This window comes from Bradyrhizobium sp. in8p8 (assembly GCF_000426845.1).
GTDB lineage: Bacteria > Pseudomonadota > Alphaproteobacteria > Rhizobiales > Xanthobacteraceae > Bradyrhizobium > Bradyrhizobium japonicum_C.
In genome coordinates, this window is the sequence record NZ_AUGD01000001.1 from 966,400 (window position 1) to 982,975 (window position 16,576).

Genomic DNA, 16,576 nt, shown 5'->3' on the forward strand with positions numbered 1-16,576 from the left:
CATCGATCCCGGAATGACCACCAAAGAGAAGCAGATGCCCCGCTTCATCTTCCCCCTCGTCCTGGCCTTGATCGGTCTCGTCCTGCTCGGCGACGGCGCTTACATCCACGCCAAGGCCTGGCTGGCGCAGGTGTTGTTGGAGCGGGCGTTCGACCGGAGCGTTGCGACGGGAGAGGCCGTCAAGCCATGGTCGTGGGCTGACACCTGGCCGGTCGCGCGGATCGAGGTCAAGCGGATCGGCGCCAGCGCCATTGTGCTGGAAGGCACCAGCGGACAGGCCCTCGCTTTTGGACCCGGCCACGTCCACCAAACGGCCGATGCCGGCGAACGCGGGATTGCCGTCTATGCAGCCCATCGCGACACTCATTTCCGCTTCCTGCGGAACGTTGCCATTGGCGACGTCATCGACGTCACACGTCGCGACGGTCAACATTTTCGCTATCGCGCGGACGCCTCCGCCGTGGTCCGTTTCGATGCATCGGGCATCGAAGCCACGACGCAGGGCTTCGAACTCATTCTCGCGACCTGCTGGCCGTTCGACGCCGTCACCCCCGGTCCCGAGCGCTACATTCTGCATGCAACATTGATTGGAGCCGATAGGTAGATCGCTTACCGAATCGACGACACGCGCCCTGGATCGCTCATTCCATCTGGCGGCATACCGCCCGCGAGGTTGCGACTCCGAAGGACTCGCCATAGAACGGAGTGGCGCTCAACCAAGAAGAACAACAGGTGAGGTCACGCCATGGAAGCCCAGGTGTCTGCTGCGTCCGCGTTCCATCCATGGTCTCCGCCGCCCGATGCCAGTGACATCGTCAAGGGCATCCACGCCATGCTGCACCCGCGCAACATCGTGCTGGTAGGTGCGACCGACAAGCCCGGCAACTACGCCGAGCGCATCTGGAACAATCTGGTCAAATACGGATTTGAGGGCGGTCTCTACCCGGTCAACGCCAAGCGCGAAGCCATCTGGGGCGTGCCCTGCTACAAGGACTTTGCGAGCCTACCCGAAAAGCCCGATCACGTCCTGGTGCTGGTGCCTGCACGTTTCGCCGTGCAGGTGATTCGCGACGCTGCCGCGGCCGGCGCTCGTTCTGCCACCATCGTTACCTCAGGCTTCAGCGAACTGCAGGATGAGGAAAGCCAAAAGCTTGCCGCCGAATTGCAGGCGGCCGTGCGCGAGACGGGTCTTGCCGTCACCGGGCCGAATTGCCTCGGCAATCTGAGCGCCGGCGAAAAGCTCTTCACCAATATCGACGATCGTATCGTCACCATGAAACAGGGCGCGGTGGCGATCGCCGGACAATCCGGCGCCATCGTCATGGCGATCCGTCAGGCGCTCGAGGATCGCGGCGTCGGTGTCGGCTACATGGTGACGACGGGCAACGAGGCCGGGCTCGAGACGCCGGACCTGATGCGCTATTTCGCCGAAGACCCGAGCATCAAGGTGATCGTCGTCTACCTCGAAGGCGTGCGGAACACGAAGGCTTTTCGCGATGCCTGCAAGGCGGCGCGCGCCGCGAGCAAGCCGGTCATCGCCCTCAAGCTCGGCGCGTCCGAGGGCGGCCGCGCCGCGGCGATGGCGCATACCGGCGCGCTCGCGGGCTCGATAGAGACGTTCGACGCGATTGCCACGCGCGAGGGCGTGATCCGGGTCGCCGGGCTCGACGAACTGATCGAGACGACCGAATGCTTCGTTCACGCGACCGTGCCCAAAGGCGACCGGCTCGCCGCCGTCACGCTCTCCGGCGGCAAGCGCGGCATGCTGATCGACGCCTTCTACGCAGCAGGCCTGAACTTCGCGCCGCTGAGCGCGCATGTCAGCTCCGAGCTGGCGAAGATGCTCGGTCCGGGCTCGATCGTCGGCAATCCGCTCGACGCCGGCTTTGCCGCAGTCGTCGATCCCTCTGTCTATATGAAGTCGATCAAGCTGATGATCGACGACCCCGATATCGACATCGTCATCGTCGATGCGGAGCTGCCGAAAGCGCCGCACGAGCTGCGCGAGCGCAATTTGCGTATCGTCAACGATATGGCGAGCAAGGCCGGAAAGCCCGTGATCTATATCAGCGCGATGTCGATCGGTTTCACTGAATTCACTAAAGAATTGCGCAAATCGCTGCCGCATCTCGCGGTCATGCAGGGCCTCGACCGCGCGGTGACCGCGATTAAGTCGCTGCTCGACTATGCGAAACTGCGCAAGGAGGTGCCTGAGATCGTCTCGGGCTCGAAACCCGCCGCGCGCGCCGTGCTGGAGAAGACCTTGAGATCGGCGACCGGCGCCGCGCTCGACGAGGTCGCCTCGAAGAAGCTCCTCAAGGCCTATGGCATTCCGATTTCGAAGGAGGCGATCGCACAGACTGCGGCGGAGGCCGTGAAGATCGCCAGGCAGATCGGATTCCCGGTCGTGGCAAAGGTCGTCAGCGCAGAGATTCTGCACAAGTCCGACATCGGCGGCGTGGTCCTGAATATCAACAGCGCGGCGGAGGTGAAAAAGGCGTTCGCCGACATCACGGCGCGGGTGACGAAGCTCAAGGGCAAGCCGAGGCTCGACGGCATTCTGATCGCGCAGCAGGTCAAGGCGGAGCTGGAGCTCGTGATCGGCGCCTCGCTCGACGCCGAGATGGGGCCGGTCGTGCTGTTCGGGACCGGCGGCATCGACATCGAACTGATGAAGGACGTCGCACTCGCCGGCGCGCCCCTGGATGAAGCCGAGGCGCAGCTCCTGATCGGCCGCACCAAGGCCGGCATCAAGATGCGCGGCTATCGCGGCAAGCCGGCCTTGCACGAAGCCTCGGCGCTAAAGGCGCTGGTCGGCCTGTCCAACCTGATCGCAGACGCCGGCGACCGGATCGCCTCGGTCGACATCAACCCGTTTCTCATCAACACCAGGACGGGCGTGGCGGTCGATGCCCTGATCGTCCTCAACAACGCCGCGGCGAGGCACGCGGCCGGACATTGAGGTGCCATTGGGAGGATTGCCACTGGGATCGTCCGCCAACTCGGTCCATCCGCATGAGCATCGGTGCGTTACGCTTCGCTAACCCGGCCTACTTAACGTAGCGAACTCCTTCCAACTTCCCCGCTTTGGGCCTAGAATCGCCCTCCATGGCACGCGCGAGCAATCTTGTGATCGGAACGGCGATGCTGGCGGCGATCGCCGTGGCATTCGGCGGCCTGCTCGGCGTGCAGAAATGGCGCACCATCCAGAGCCGCAGCCAATTGCGCGTGGTGTTCGAAGGCGGTTCCGCGAGCGGACTGCGGCGCGGCGGGCCGGTCAATTTCGACGGTGTACCGGTCGGCCAAATCCAGTCGATCAAGCTGGATAGTCCCCGCAGGATCGTGGCGCTGGTGATGCTCGACAACAGCGCGCCGATCCGCAAGGACACCGTCGCAGGCATCGAGTTCCAGGGTCTCACCGGCATCGCCGCGATCTCGCTGATCGGCGGCGCCCCCTCCGCACCGCCGGTGCCGCTTGACGCGGACGGCATCCCCATATTGACCGCCGATCTCAGCGACGCCGAGTCCATCGTGGAGACGCTGCACAGTGTCGATCGCACCATCGTGAGCAACGCCCCCGCGATCAAGGAAGGACTGCACACGTTCGAGAGCTATACCGCCGACCTCAGGAGCAAGGGCGGAGAAATCGACTCCGTCATGGCCAAGGTCGACAGCGCCTTCGCGGGCTTCGACAAGGCGGTCGCGAAGATCGAGGGCGCGGTCCCAGGCTTCGTCGATGGCAAGGCCGACGAACTGTTCGAGAAGATCAAGGAACTGCATGAGCTTGCCGGCACCATGAAGAAGAAGTCGGCGGGCTACATCGAGGACATCCGCCGCTCGCTGCTCGATGTCAGCGAGACCGCCAACAAGATGGCGGGGACCCCCGTGCCGCCGCGACCACCGCGCAGGCCTACGGAGCAGAGGCGCTAGCTCAGCCCACGCGTGGCGCACAAGGCTCTGTCGGCGTACGATCCCGCGACGTGCGGCAGCAATGCCTCAGTAATTGCTTGGAGCCGCTCCGTTCGGAATGCCATCGATCGGACACTCGTCGGTCCCCGGTGTCGAGCGGGTCATCGCCTCGACCATGTCCCGCGTGCCCTCGGGGTCCTTGATCCAGTTCTTGTAGAAGTCATACGGGCACGCCGCGACGCCACGCGGACTGTCACCGGAATTGATCATGCCGGTGTAGCCGCGGTGGACCAGCTTGTAGAGATGATTCTGGGACTGACCGTTGCGGCGCGCATCCCGGATCAGATGCTTGGAGAGCTGGGCGTACTGGATGCCGTAATCCTCCTCGCCGCACTCGCCGAGCGTGCGGCCGTCGAAGCCGATGATGGCGGAATGGCCGAAATAGGAATAGACGCCGTCGAAGCCGGCCGCATTGGCGACCGCGACATAGACGTTGTTGGCCCACGCCATCGCCTTGGAGATCATGACCTGCTGCTCCTTGGCCGGATACATGTAGCCCTGGCAACGCACGATCAGTTCGGCGCCCTTCATGGCGCAGTCGCGCCAGATTTCCGGATAATTGCCGTCGTCGCAGATGATCAGGCTGACCTTGAGACCCTTTGGCCCCTCCGAGACATAGGTGCAATTGCCGGGATACCAGCCCTCGATCGGGACCCAGGGCATGATCTTGCGGTACTTCTGCACGATCTCACCCTTGTCGTTCATCAGGATGAGAGTGTTGTAGGGCGCCTTGTGCGGATGCTCCTCGTGGCGTTCACCGGTGAGCGAGAACACGCCCCACACTTTCGCCTTGCGGCAGGCCTCGGCGAAAATCGCGGTTTCCTCGCCCGGCACCATGGACGCCGTCTCGTACATCTCCTTGGAGTCGTACATGATGCCTTGCGTGGAATATTCCGGGAAAATCACGAGATCCATGCCGGGCAGGCCGACCTTCATGCCCACGATCATGTCGGCGATCTTGCGGGCGTTCTCGAGCACCTCGGCCTTGGTATGCAGCCGGGGCATCTTGTAGTTCACCACCGCGACGCCGACCGTGTCATTGCTGCTGGAAATGTCGCCGTGAAGCATGTTGACCGCTCCTGTCTTCTATCCGTGTGAGGTCATCGCGTCTGGTTAGTGGCTGATCATCCAGGGCCGCGCCGTCGGAAAACCCTTGGCGCCGCTCCTGGTCTTGGTCACCAACCGCGCGGGCTTTTTCCTGTCCGTCGCGCCCTTGTCCTTGACGGTCTTGCCCGTCGAGCAGCAGCCGCAACCGGGGCCATGCGAGGCCTTGTATTGTGCCAGCGTCTGCGGTGCGTGCGTGCTGCGCTCGTTGACCGCGTGCGCCTTGCGCCTGTCGGCCGGCATGCAGAAGAAATTCGGTGGGGTCAGGATCACCCGTGGCGCCAGCGTCTCGCAATGCGGGCAGGCTTGCGGATCGTCGCACTCCGCCATCGGACGCAGGTCCTTGAAAGGTCCGCAATCGTCACAGAGATATTCGTAGACCGGCATCGCATCATCCCCACGCATCTTGCCTGTTCAACACACCTGGCGGTTGATGCAGGACGGACGAAACGCCGGCCGTCCCGCATCCCCTCGCGCAGGGATTACTTGTCCGGAGAGATCGGCATCTGGATGTCGCCGGTGATGTGCTTGATCGGGCCCGCCGCCGACGGCATGACGTCGAAGTCGAATATCTCCGTCGGCAGCCACAGCGTGGCGCAGGCGTTGGGCACGTCGACCACGCCGGAAATGTGGCCCTGGCACGGCGCAGTACCGAGAATCGAATAGGCCTGGGCGCCGGAATAGCCGAACTTCTTCAGATACTCGATGGCGTTGAGACAGGCCTGGCGATAGGCGATATGGACGTCGAGGTAATGCTGCTTGCCGGCCTCGTCGACCGAGATGCCTTCGAAGATGAGATAATCCTTGTAGTTCGGCGTGATCGGCGACGGCTTGAAGATCGGATTCTTGATGCCGTATTTCGACATGCCATCCTTGATCACCTCGACCTTCAGGTGCAGCCAGCCGGCCATCTCGATCGCACCACAGAAGGTGATCTCGCCGTCGCCCTGGCTGAAGTGCAAATCGCCCATCGAGAGGCCGGCGCCGGGCACGTAGACCGGGAAGTAGATCTTCGAGCCGCGCGAGAGGTCCTTGATGTCGCAATTGCCGCCATGCTCGCGCGGCGGGACGGTGCGCGCACCTTCGGCGCCGATCTTGGCCTTCACGTCTCCCTTGGCGCGGCCGCCATGGGCAGTTGCCGCGAAGGGCGGATTGGCCAGACCAGGCACGCGAGTCGGATTGGTCGAGATCAGTTCGGCCTCGCGCTTGTTCCAGGTCTCCAGCATCTTCGGATCGGGCAGACAGCCGATCAGACCGGGATGGATCAAGCCGGCAAAATTGACGCCGGGCACGTGGCGGGAGGAGGTATAGAGACCCTTGATGTCCCAGATCGACTTCTGCGCCAGCGGGAAATGATCGGTCAGGAAGCCGCCGCCGTTCTGCTTGGAGAAGAAGCCGTTGAACCCCCACAGGCTCTCCTTGAGCGGGCCGACATCGAGCAGATCGACGACAAGAAGGTCGCCGGGCTCGGCACCCTTGACGCCGATCGGACCCGAGAGGAAGTGCACGATCGACAGATCGATGTCGCGGACGTCGTCGGCGGAATCGTTGTTCTTGATGAAGCCGCCGGTCCAGTCATAGGTCTCGATGATGAAATCGTCGCCGGGATTGACCCACGCCACGATCGGAATGTCGGGGTGCCAGCGGTTGTGCACCATGTCGTTTTCATAGGCCGACTTGGTGAGATCGACCTTGATCAGTGTCTCTGGCATCGAGAGGCTCCCCTTTGACTACGGTTGGTTAGACGGACAGATATTTCGAGACCTGTGCGGCATCGACGGCGTCGCGCGGATCGTCGCGCACGATCTCGCCGTTCTCGATCACCAGCACGCGGTCGGCGATATCGAGCGCAAAGCTCAGCACCTGCTCGGACACGACGATCGAAAGACCCTTCTCGTCGCGGATGCGCTTCAAGGTGCGCGCCATCTCCTTGATAATGGAGGGCTGGATGCCTTCGGTCGGCTCGTCCAGCAGCAGCACCTTCGGCTTGGTCGCGAGTGCGCGGGCAATGGCGAGCTGTTGCTGCTGACCGCCGGAGAGATTGCCGCCGCGGCGGCCTTTCATCTCCAGCAGCACCGGGAACAGTTCGTAGATATCGTCCGGCACCTCCGATCCACCGGACACGACGAGGCCTGTCTCGATGTTCTCCTTCACCGTCATGGTGGAGAAGATCATGCGACCCTGCGGCACATAGGCGAGGCCCTTGGCGACGCGCTCGTAGCTCTTGAGATTGCCGAGCTCGGCGCCATCCATGCTCACCGAGCCGCTCTTCGCGGGCAGAATGCCCATCAGCGACTTCATCAGCGTGGTCTTGCCCATGCCGTTGCGGCCCATGATCGCGACGATCTCGTTGGGCGCGACCTTGACATTGAGCCCGTGCAGCACCTCGCTCTGGCCGTAGGCGACGTGGAGATCGGAAATTGCCAGCATCGGTGCGCTCCTAGGCTCGGTATGCCTTCCTTCTCCCCTTGTGGGAGAAGGTGGCTCGGGCGAAGCCCGCGACGGATGAGGGGTCCACATCTACGAATACGAACGGCAGTCTGATGCGCGGAGAGATACCTCTCACCCGGATCGCTTGCGCGATCCGACCTCTCCCACAAGGAGAGAGGTGCACCGTCCGAGCCGCGACTAGCTCACTCGATTTCGCCATCTCTCAGTGCCCCAGATAGACTTCGACGACCTTGGGGTCATTCTTGACCTTCTCCATCGTCCCCTCCGAAAGGATCTGGCCCTGGTGCAGCACGGTGACCTTGTGCGCGATATCCTCGACGAATTTCATGTCGTGCTCGATCACCAGCACCGAACGGTTCTTGATGATGCGGTTGAGCAGCTCGGCGGTCTTGGCGCGTTCGGACACGCTCATGCCGGCGACGGGCTCGTCGAGCATCAGCAAGTCCGGATCCTGGATCAGCAGCATGCCGATCTCGAGCCACTGCTTCTGGCCATGGCTGAGCTCGTCGGCATAGGTGTTGAGCCTGTCCTTGAGGAAGATCATCTCGGCGACCTCCTCGACCCGGTCCTTCACCAACTGATCGCGCTGAAAGGTCAGCGAACCGAACACGGTGCGACCGCGCGGGAACGAGATCTCGAGGTTCTCGAACACGGTGAGGTCCTCGAACACCGACGGCGTCTGGAACTTGCGTCCGACGCCGGTTTGCACGATCTCGTTCTCCTTCATCTTCGTGAGCTCCTTGCCACGAAACTGGATCGAGCCCGAGGTCGCCTTGGTCTTGCCGCAGATCAGGTCGAGCACCGTGGTCTTGCCGGCGCCATTGGGGCCGATGATGACCCGGATCTCGTTCTCCTCGACGTAGAAGGAGAGATCGTTGACCGCCTTGAACCCGTCGAACGAGACGGTCAGTCCGGAGACCGCGAGCAGGAAATCCTTGGGCTGATGTCCGACGAGCATGACGATCTCCTCACTCTGCCGGTGCGCTGTCGGCGACCGAATTGCCGTTCCAGCCCGCCTTCGCCTTGCGCGAGGCGAACAGCCGGTCGATGCGGGGCTGCACGTAGTCTGCCCACAGCCCGGACAGGCCGTTCGGGAAGGCGAGCACGACCGCGATGAACAGCGCGCCAAGGCCGAACAACCAGAGCTGCGGGAAGGATTCAGAGAGGCTGGTCTTGGCGAAGTTGACCAGGATCGCCCCCCATATCGCGCCGAAGATCGACATCCGTCCGCCGACCGCGGTGTAGATCACCATCTCGATCGACGGCACGATGCCGACGAAGGATGGCGACATGAAACCGACATTGAGCGCGAACATGGCACCGCCGATCGCGGCGAAGACCGCGGCCATGCAGAAAGCGAAGATCTTGAAGTTGGCCACGCTATAGCCGGAGAAGCGGACACGGTCTTCCTGCTCGCGCATCGCGACCAGGATGCGGCCAAGCTTGGTCAGGCGGATGAACTGCGCGATGCCGATGCAGGCGAACAGCAGCACCACCTCGACGAAGTAGAGGATGATCTTGGCATGGTCGGGCCGGATGTCCCAACCCTTGAGCGTGCGCAGGTCGGTCATGCCGTTGATGCCGCCGGTATAGCCCTGCTGGCCGACGATCAGGATGGTGAGAATGGCGGCGACGGCCTGGGTGATGATCGCGAAATAGGTACCGCCGACGCGACGCTTGAACATCGCGGTGCCGATGATCAGGGCGAACAGGCCAGGCACCAGGATGATGGCGAGGATGGTGAAGGTGAGGCTGTGAAACGGCTGCCAGAAGAAGGGCAGTGCCGTGATCTGATTCCAGTCCATGAAATCGGGGATGCCGGGCGTCGACTGGATCTTGGTGTTCTCGACGCTGGAGGCCTCGAGCTTGAGGAACATCGCCATGCAATAGCCGCCGAGGCCGAAGAACACGCCCTGCCCCAGGCTCAAGATGCCGCCATAGCCCCAGCACAGCACGAGGCCGATCGCGACGAAGGCGTAGGTCAGGTATTTCGCGACCAGATTGAGGCGGAACACGTCGAGGGTCAGCGGCAGGATCACGAACAGCACCACCGCCAGGGCAATGAAGCCCATGAGCTCGGATCGATTGAAGAAGCGTGAGTTGATGATCATGACTGCTTCTCGTTATTTGCGGACTTTGAGGGCGAAGAGACCCTGCGGCCGCAGCATCAGGATGCCGACGACGGCGAGCAGCGTGAGCACCTTGGCCATCGAGCCCGACATGAAGAATTCGAGGGTCGATTGCGTCTGCGAGATCGAGAAGGCGGAGGCGATGGTGCCGAGCAGGCTGGCGGCGCCGCCGAACACGACGACCAGGAATGTGTCCACGATGTAGAGCTGTCCCGACGTCGGCCCGGTCGAGCCGATCATGGTGAAGGCGCTGCCGGCGACGCCCGCGATGCCGCAGCCGAGCCCGAAAGTGTAGCGATCGACCTTCTCGGTGTTGATGCCGACCGCGCCGGCCATGATGCGGTTTTGCACGACCGCGCGCACCTGGCGGCCCCAGCGCGACATGTAGAGAACGTAGGCGACGGAAATGGTAATCAGCACGGTGAGGCCCATCACGAATATGCCGTTGATGGGCACCTCGATGCTGTCGGTGACGCGCAGCGAGCCGAGCATCCACTGCGGCAGCTCGACGCCGACCTCGCGCGCGCCGAACACGGAGCGATAGGCCTGCTGCAGCATCAGGCTGAGACCCCAGGTGGCCAGCAGCGTATCGAGCGGCCGCTTGTAGAGGTGCCGTATCAGCACCCACTCCACCAACATCCCCAACGCGCCGGAGGCGAAGAAGGCCAGAATCATCGCGAGGAAGAAGTAGCCGCTGAACAGGCTCGGCAAATAGGACTGGAAGAAATTCGAAGTCATCCAGGTGACGTAGGCCCCGAGGATCATGAACTCGCCATGGGCCATGTTGATGACGCCCATCTGGCCGAAGATGATCGCGAGACCGAGCGCCATCAGCACGTAGACCGAGAACAGGATCAGCCCGGCAAAGCCCTGCATGACGAAGATCGAGCCAAGATCACCAAGCGAGTAGTCGCCGAACATCGATGTCCTCCGTCGGGGGTAAGGGTCCCGCGTCGCGATGCAGAGTCGCGACGCGGGGTCTTGGGCATGGACTTGCGATCCACGCCAGGGAGCGGTCTTGTCGTGAGGGAAAGTGCGGCGGAAGCCGCGGCCCTTACTGGTAGCCCTTCGGGAACGGATCCGGCTCGACCAGGTCGGCGGTCTCGTAGATCAGCTCGAACTGGCCATCGAGCTTGGCGCGGCCAACCCGCGTCTTCGACCAGAGGTGATGGTTCTCGTGGATGCGCACATAGCCTTCCGGCGCCCCCTTGAACTCGACGCCCGGCGAGGCGGCGGCGATCTTGTCCACGTCGAAGGAGCCGGCTTTCTCGACGGTGAGCTTCCACAGCCACGGGCCGAGATACGCAGCCTGGGTGACATCTCCGATCACGGTCTTCTCGCCCCACATCTTCTTGAACGCCGAGACGAAAGCCTTGTTGTTCGGGTTGTCGAGCGACTGGAAGTACTTCATGCAGGCATACGCGCCTGCGATGTTCTCGCCGCCGATACCGTCGATCTCGTCCTCTGTCACCGAGATCGTGAGCAGCGGCTGCTTCGAAAGGTCGATGCCGGCCGCCTTGAGCTGCTTGTAGAACGCGACGTTGGAGCCGCCTACGACGTCGGTGAAGATCACGTCCGGCTTGGTCAGCTTGATCTTGTTGATGACCGAGTTGAACTGCGTCGAGCCGAGCGCATAATATTCCTCGCCGACGACCTTGCCCTTGAGCACGTTCTCGACATGCTTGCGGGCGATCTTGTTGGAGGTGCGCGGCCAGATGTAGTCCGAGCCGATGAAGAAGAAGGACTTGGCGCCCTTCTCCTTGGCGATCCAGTTGAGACCCGCCAGAATCTGCTGGGTCGCTTCCTGGCCGGTGTAGATCACGTTCTTGGATTGCTCGAGGCCTTCGTAGAAGGTCGGGTAGTAGAGCATGCCGTTATATTGCTCGACGACCGGCAGCACCGCCTTGCGGGAGGCCGAGGTCCAGCAGCCCATGATCGCCGCGACCTTGTCGTTGACGAGGAGCTTTTTCGCCTTCTCGGCGAAGGTCGGCCAGTCTGAAGCGCCGTCCTCCTGGATGAACTTGATCTTGCGGCCGAGCACGCCGCCCGCGGCATTGATCTGCTCGATCGCGAGCTTCTCGGCCTGGATCGAGCCGGTCTCGGAGATCGCCATGGTGCCGGTCGCCGAATGCAGGATGCCGACCGTGACCTCGGTGTCGGTGACGGCAAGGCCGGTGGTGTTGACCGCCGAGGTCGCCGGCGCCTGTGCAAAGGACGCCCGCGGCAGCATCGTGATGGCCGGCACGGCCGCCATCCCCATCAGCAACTTGCGCCGGAGCGGCGACAACGGGCCTTTGTTTGCTTCGTCTGACATGAGCACCCCCACTTTTGTTCGAGAACACGCGTTTGGTGCCGTGAGGATGGCTCGAATTCATGCAGCTCAAGCATACGCAAGATCGCGTATACTGCACCGCAAAATGCCGACGTAGGCTTCTGGTACGGAATTTGCGAGGGCTCCGGGCCGGTATCGGAAGTGGGGTAAAGCGTGGCAGGGCGGCAGCGAATAGACCGCGTCAGGCGCCAGTACAACCAATGGGTCGCCAACCAGACGCTGGAAGACTACGCGCTGCGCTTCACGGCGAAGAGCGCGCGCCGCTGGTCCGCCGCCCGGGTCGCCAACACCGCGCTGGGCGCGATCTCGTTCCTGGCGATGGAGGCGATCGGAGGCACCATCACCCTGAACTATGGCGTCACCAATGCGACCGCCGCCATCCTCGTGGTCTCTCTGATCATCTTTTGCTGCGGCGTGCCGATCGCGTACTATGCCGCCAAATGCGGCATCGACATCGACCTGCTGACGCGAGGGGCCGGATTCGGCTATATCGGCTCGACCGTCACCTCGCTGATCTACGCGTCCTTTACCTTCATCTTCTTCGCCATCGAAGCCGTGATTCTCGCATCCGCGCTCGAGATGTGCTTCGGGATTCCGCGGCCGGTCGGCTATCTCGTCAGCGCCGTCGTGATCATACCGCTGGTGGCCTACGGCATCACGCTGATCAGCCGCTTCCAATTGTGGACGCAGCCGCTGTGGGTGATCCTTCACATCATCCCGTTCGCGGCTATCGCCTGGCATAACCCGAACTCATTTACGGAGTGGCGCAAGTTCTCGGGCGACCACGGCGACCTCAACGGACATTTCGACCTGTTGCTGTTCGGCGTTGCCGCCTCGGTCGTGTTCTCGCTGGTCGCGCAAATCGGTGAACAGGTGGATTTCCTGCGCTTCCTGCCGCGCGATCGCCGCGCTTCGAGGGTCTCCTGGTGGATCGCGCTGATGAGCGCAGGACCGGGCTGGATCGTACTTGGCGCGCTGAAGCTCCTGGCCGGCTCGTTTCTGGCCTTCTTCGCACTCAGCCACGGCGTGCCGCCCGAGGAGGCCGCCGAGCCGGCGCACATGTATCTCGAAGCGTTCCGCTATGTGCTGTCGCAGCCCGAGCTCGCGCTGGCGTTGACCGGCACGTTCGTGATCCTGTCGCAAGTCAAGATCAACGTCACGAATGCCTATGCCGGCTCGATCGCCTGGTCGAATTTCTTCTCGCGCCTGACCCACAGCCATCCCGGACGCGTGGTCTGGCTGGTCTTCAACGTCATCGTGGCGCTGCTGCTGATGGAGATCGGCGTCTACAAGGCGCTGGAGCAAACTCTGGCGCTCTATTCGAACGTCGCGATCGCCTGGGTCGGCGCGCTGGTCGCCGACCTCGTCGTCAACAAGCCGCTTGGATTGCGACCACAGCAGATCGAGTTCAAGCGCGCGCACCTCTACGACGTCAATCCGGTCGGCGTCGGCGCGATGACATTGGCGACCATCGTCTCCATCAGCGCGTTCTACGGCCTGTTCGGACCCACCGCGAAGGCGCTGTCGGCCTTCATCGCACTTGCGGCCGCCTTCTTCGCCGCGCCGCTGATCGCCTGGGCGACAGACGGCAGGTACTACATTGCACGCAAGCCGAAGCGGAGCTGGCAGAATATCGAAGCGATCCAGTGCTGCATCTGCGAGCACTCATTCGAGCCGGAGGACATGGCCTCCTGTCCAGCCTATGCGGGGCCGATCTGCTCGCTCTGCTGTTCGCTGGACGCGCGCTGCCACGACCTTTGCAAGCCTCACGCGAGGTTCCAGGCGCAGGTGTCTGAAGCGCTGGGAAAGCTGATGCCGCAGCCGATCTACGCCCGGATCAACTCGCAGGTCGGCCATTATATCGGCGTGTTCGTGATCTCAGCCGGCCTGGTCGCGCTGGTGCTGGGGCTGATCTATCTGCAGACTTCAGCAAGCGTGCATGGCGAGAATGCGCTGGTTTCCGACGTGCTCTGGAAGGTGTTCTTCTCACTCAGCATCATCATCGGCGTGGTTGCATGGCTGTTCGTGCTGGCGCAACAGAGCCGCCGGGCCGCAGAAGCCGAGACGCGGCGTCAGACCGCGCTGCTGATCCAGGAGATCGACGCGCACAAGCGCACGGATGCGGAGCTCCAGCGGGCCAAGGAGGTTGCCGAATCCGCCAACCTCGCCAAGAGCCGGTACGTGGTGGGCCTGAGCCACGAGCTGCGCTCACCGCTGAACGCGATCAGCGGCTATGCCCAGCTGCTCGAGCAGGACACGACGCTTGGCGCCAAGCCGCGCGACCAGGTCCGCGTCGTCCGCCGCAGCGCCGACCATCTCTCCGGCCTGATCGACGGCATCCTGGACATCTCCAAGATCGAGGCAGGGCGGCTGTATCTGTCGCGCGACGAGGTGCGGCTCAGCGAATTTCTCGACCAGCTCGTCGGCATGTTCCGCCTCCAGGCCGCAGCCAAGGGCATCGACTTCGTGTTCAGGCGGCCGCCGCACCTGCCGCGCGTGGTCTATGCCGACGAGAAGCGGCTGCGTCAGGTGCTGATCAACCTGCTCTCGAACGCCATCAAGTTCACGCAGTCGGGCAGCGTGCAATTCGTGGTGCACTACCGCAGTCCGGTCGCAGAATTCGAGGTAATCGACACCGGCCCCGGCATCCGGGGCGACGATCTCGAACGCATCTTCGCGCCCTTCGAACGCGGCGAGATTGGCGTCTCGCAGCCGCAGACCGGCACCGGCCTTGGACTAACCATCAGCCGGCTGCTCGCCGGCGTGATGGGCGGTGACATCAAGGTGACGAGCACCGTCGGCGCCGGCTCGACGTTCAAGGTCAAGATCCTGCTCTCCGAGGTCACCAATCCCCAACGCATCGCGCCGGTGGAGGCGCCGGTCTCCGGCTATCACGGCGCCCGCAAGACCATCCTCGTCACCGACGATGACCCCGTGCATCGCGATCTCCTGCGCGAGGTGCTGACGCCGCTCGGCTTTATCCTGCTCAGCGCGCCCGATGGTGCGGGCTGTCTTGCGCTGGCGCAGCATTGCCGCCCCGATCTGTTCCTGCTCGACATCTCGATGCCGACCATGGACGGCTGGGCCGTTGCCGAGGCGTTGCGCGAGAGCGGCCATCACCAGGCGCGCATCCTGATGGTGTCGGCAAGTGCGTTGGAGGCCCACGGAGCGCCGTTGGCGCAGCCCTTCCACGACGGCTACCTGATGAAGCCGATCGACATCCCACGCCTCCTGGAGACGATCCGCCAGCTCCTCAAGATTGAGTGGCAATACGGTTCGTATGAGGTTCCGATGCCGCTATGGCGTGCCGAGACCGGGTCAAAGCCGCCGGCGCGGCACATCGAGGCGCTGATCGGGCTCGGTCAGCTCGGCTATGTCAAGGGCATCCAATTGAAGCTGGACGAGATCGGCACCGAGCATCCGGAGCATGCCGACTTCGTCGCACAGATGCGCTCGCTGGTCGATCGCTTCGATCTCGATCGATATATGGCTACATTGAAGACGTTGCACGCGCATGAACATTGAGTCGAAGAAGCGCGACGTCGCGCTCGTTGTCGACGATTCCCCGGAGACGCTACGGCTGCTCACAGACGCGCTCGACGGCGCCGGCATGACGGTCATGGTGGCGCTCGACGGTGCCGCCGCGATGCGGATCATCGATCAGATCACGCCGGACATCGTGCTACTCGATGCCGTAATGCCTGGCATCGACGGATTCGAGACCTGCCGCCGGCTCAAGCGCGATGCCGGTCTTGCCAATGTCCCCGTGATCTTCATGACTGGTCTTGCCGAGACCGAGCATATCGTGCGTGGACTGGAGGCCGGTGGTGTCGACTACGTGACCAAGCCGATCGTGATCGAGGAGATGCTGGCGCGCATTCGGGTCCATCTCGGCAATGCCCGGCTGACCCAGAGCGCACGCGCCGCACTCGACGTCTCCGGCCGATTTCTGTTCGCGGTCAACCGCCAGGGCCACGTGCTCTGGGCGACGCCGCAGGCTCAGAAGCTGCTGTCCGATCATCACGGCGCGCAAGCGGACGACTTCGTGCTGCCGCCGGCGCTGCTGCAATGGCTCGAGCAGGCCAAGGCCAAGGGCAGCGCGAAGTCTCCGGGAGCTTCGTTGCCCGACAATCCGCAGCTTCGGCTCTACTACATGGGCGAAACCGCGCCAAACGAGTTCCTGCTGCGGCTCTCCCGGGAATCCGGCACCGCGCTGCCGCCCGAATTCACCAGCGAGCTGGGCCTCACCACCCGGGAGGGCGAGGTGCTGGCCTGGCTCAGCAAGGGCAAGACCAACCGCGACATCGCGCAAATTCTGGGCCTCAGCCCGCGCACGGTCGACAAGCATCTCGAGCAGATCTACGCCAAGCTCGGCGTGGAAAACCGGACGGCTGCAGCGGCGATTGCGACGAATGCGACGCGGAGGAATTCGTGAGCTGTGGTCTGAATGGGTTGAGACGCCGCTGGTCCAACAACCGCTGTCGTCCCGGACAAGCGAAGCGCAAATCCGGACCCCATAGCCACAGGAAGAGGTTTGGCGAAGACCTGAGTGACCCGCTCGCTTCGTAACCAGTCCCTGTCGCTATGGTCC

The 16,576-nt window shown here is 63.1% G+C and carries 13 protein-coding genes; 5 read left to right on the forward strand and 8 right to left on the reverse strand.

Going from position 1 to position 16,576, the window contains the following annotated elements; genetic code table 11:
• The first annotated feature begins 34 nt into the window (after positions 1-34).
• The 3 genes from K408_RS0104620 to K408_RS0104630 all read left to right on the forward strand — a co-directional run bounded on the left by K408_RS0104620 (position 35) and on the right by K408_RS0104630 (position 3,930).
• Entirely contained in the window at positions 35-604 is a 570-nt protein-coding gene (locus tag K408_RS0104620; RefSeq protein ID WP_024336986.1) for a class GN sortase, read from the forward strand.
• A gap of 141 nt (positions 605-745) precedes the next feature.
• Positions 746-2,962, forward strand: coding sequence for an acetate--CoA ligase family protein (locus K408_RS0104625; protein ID WP_024336985.1), 2,217 nt, complete (start codon positions 746-748; stop codon positions 2,960-2,962).
• A 146-nt stretch (positions 2,963-3,108) separates the two neighbouring features.
• Positions 3,109-3,930 (forward strand): MlaD family protein, encoded by an 822-nt coding sequence (locus tag K408_RS0104630; protein ID WP_024336984.1) that lies wholly within the window; start codon positions 3,109-3,111, stop codon positions 3,928-3,930.
• A gap of 66 nt (positions 3,931-3,996) precedes the next feature.
• Here K408_RS0104630 and K408_RS0104635 read toward each other — a convergent pair whose 3' ends face one another.
• The 8 genes from K408_RS0104635 to urtA form a co-directional block, all read right to left on the reverse strand.
• Positions 3,997-5,037 carry an aliphatic amidase gene (locus K408_RS0104635; protein ID WP_024336983.1) on the reverse strand — a complete coding sequence of 347 codons (1,041 nt, stop codon included), beginning with the start codon at positions 5,035-5,037 and terminating at the stop codon, positions 3,997-3,999.
• Between the two features lie 45 nt (positions 5,038-5,082).
• Positions 5,083-5,460 carry an FmdB family zinc ribbon protein gene (locus K408_RS0104640; protein ID WP_024336982.1) on the reverse strand — a complete coding sequence of 126 codons (378 nt, stop codon included), beginning with the start codon at positions 5,458-5,460 and terminating at the stop codon, positions 5,083-5,085.
• A gap of 95 nt (positions 5,461-5,555) precedes the next feature.
• The gene (gene fmdA, locus K408_RS0104645; RefSeq protein WP_024336981.1) at positions 5,556-6,785 is read right to left on the reverse strand and encodes a formamidase; all 1,230 of its coding nucleotides are present in this window, start codon (positions 6,783-6,785) and stop codon (positions 5,556-5,558) included.
• Between the two features lie 28 nt (positions 6,786-6,813).
• A complete protein-coding gene (gene urtE / locus K408_RS0104650) occupies positions 6,814-7,503 on the reverse strand; it encodes an urea ABC transporter ATP-binding subunit UrtE (RefSeq protein WP_024336980.1) in 690 nt (229 codons plus the stop codon).
• A gap of 223 nt (positions 7,504-7,726) precedes the next feature.
• Complete coding sequence (gene urtD, locus K408_RS0104655; protein ID WP_024336979.1) at positions 7,727-8,482, reverse strand: urea ABC transporter ATP-binding protein UrtD; 756 nt, start codon at positions 8,480-8,482, stop codon at positions 7,727-7,729.
• Positions 8,483-8,492: 10 nt separating this feature from the next.
• On the reverse strand, positions 8,493-9,635 hold the full coding sequence (gene urtC, locus K408_RS0104660) for an urea ABC transporter permease subunit UrtC (protein WP_029673837.1): 1,143 nt from the start codon (positions 9,633-9,635) through the stop codon (positions 8,493-8,495).
• A gap of 12 nt (positions 9,636-9,647) precedes the next feature.
• Complete coding sequence (urtB, locus tag K408_RS0104665; protein WP_024336977.1) at positions 9,648-10,574, reverse strand: urea ABC transporter permease subunit UrtB; 927 nt, start codon at positions 10,572-10,574, stop codon at positions 9,648-9,650.
• Between the two features lie 133 nt (positions 10,575-10,707).
• Entirely contained in the window at positions 10,708-11,967 is a 1,260-nt protein-coding gene (gene urtA, locus K408_RS0104670; RefSeq protein WP_024336976.1) for an urea ABC transporter substrate-binding protein, read from the reverse strand.
• A 171-nt stretch (positions 11,968-12,138) separates the two neighbouring features.
• Here urtA and K408_RS0104675 point away from each other — a divergent pair, with 171 nt between their 5' ends.
• Positions 12,139-15,510: a hybrid sensor histidine kinase/response regulator gene (locus K408_RS0104675; RefSeq protein ID WP_024336975.1), complete on the forward strand. Its 3,372-nt coding sequence runs from the start codon at positions 12,139-12,141 to the stop codon at positions 15,508-15,510.
• Positions 15,500-16,420, forward strand: a complete 921-nt coding sequence (locus K408_RS0104680) for a response regulator (RefSeq protein WP_024336974.1) — start codon at positions 15,500-15,502, stop codon at positions 16,418-16,420. Before K408_RS0104675 ends, K408_RS0104680 begins: the two co-directional genes overlap by 11 nt.
• Positions 16,421-16,576 lie beyond the last annotated feature (156 nt).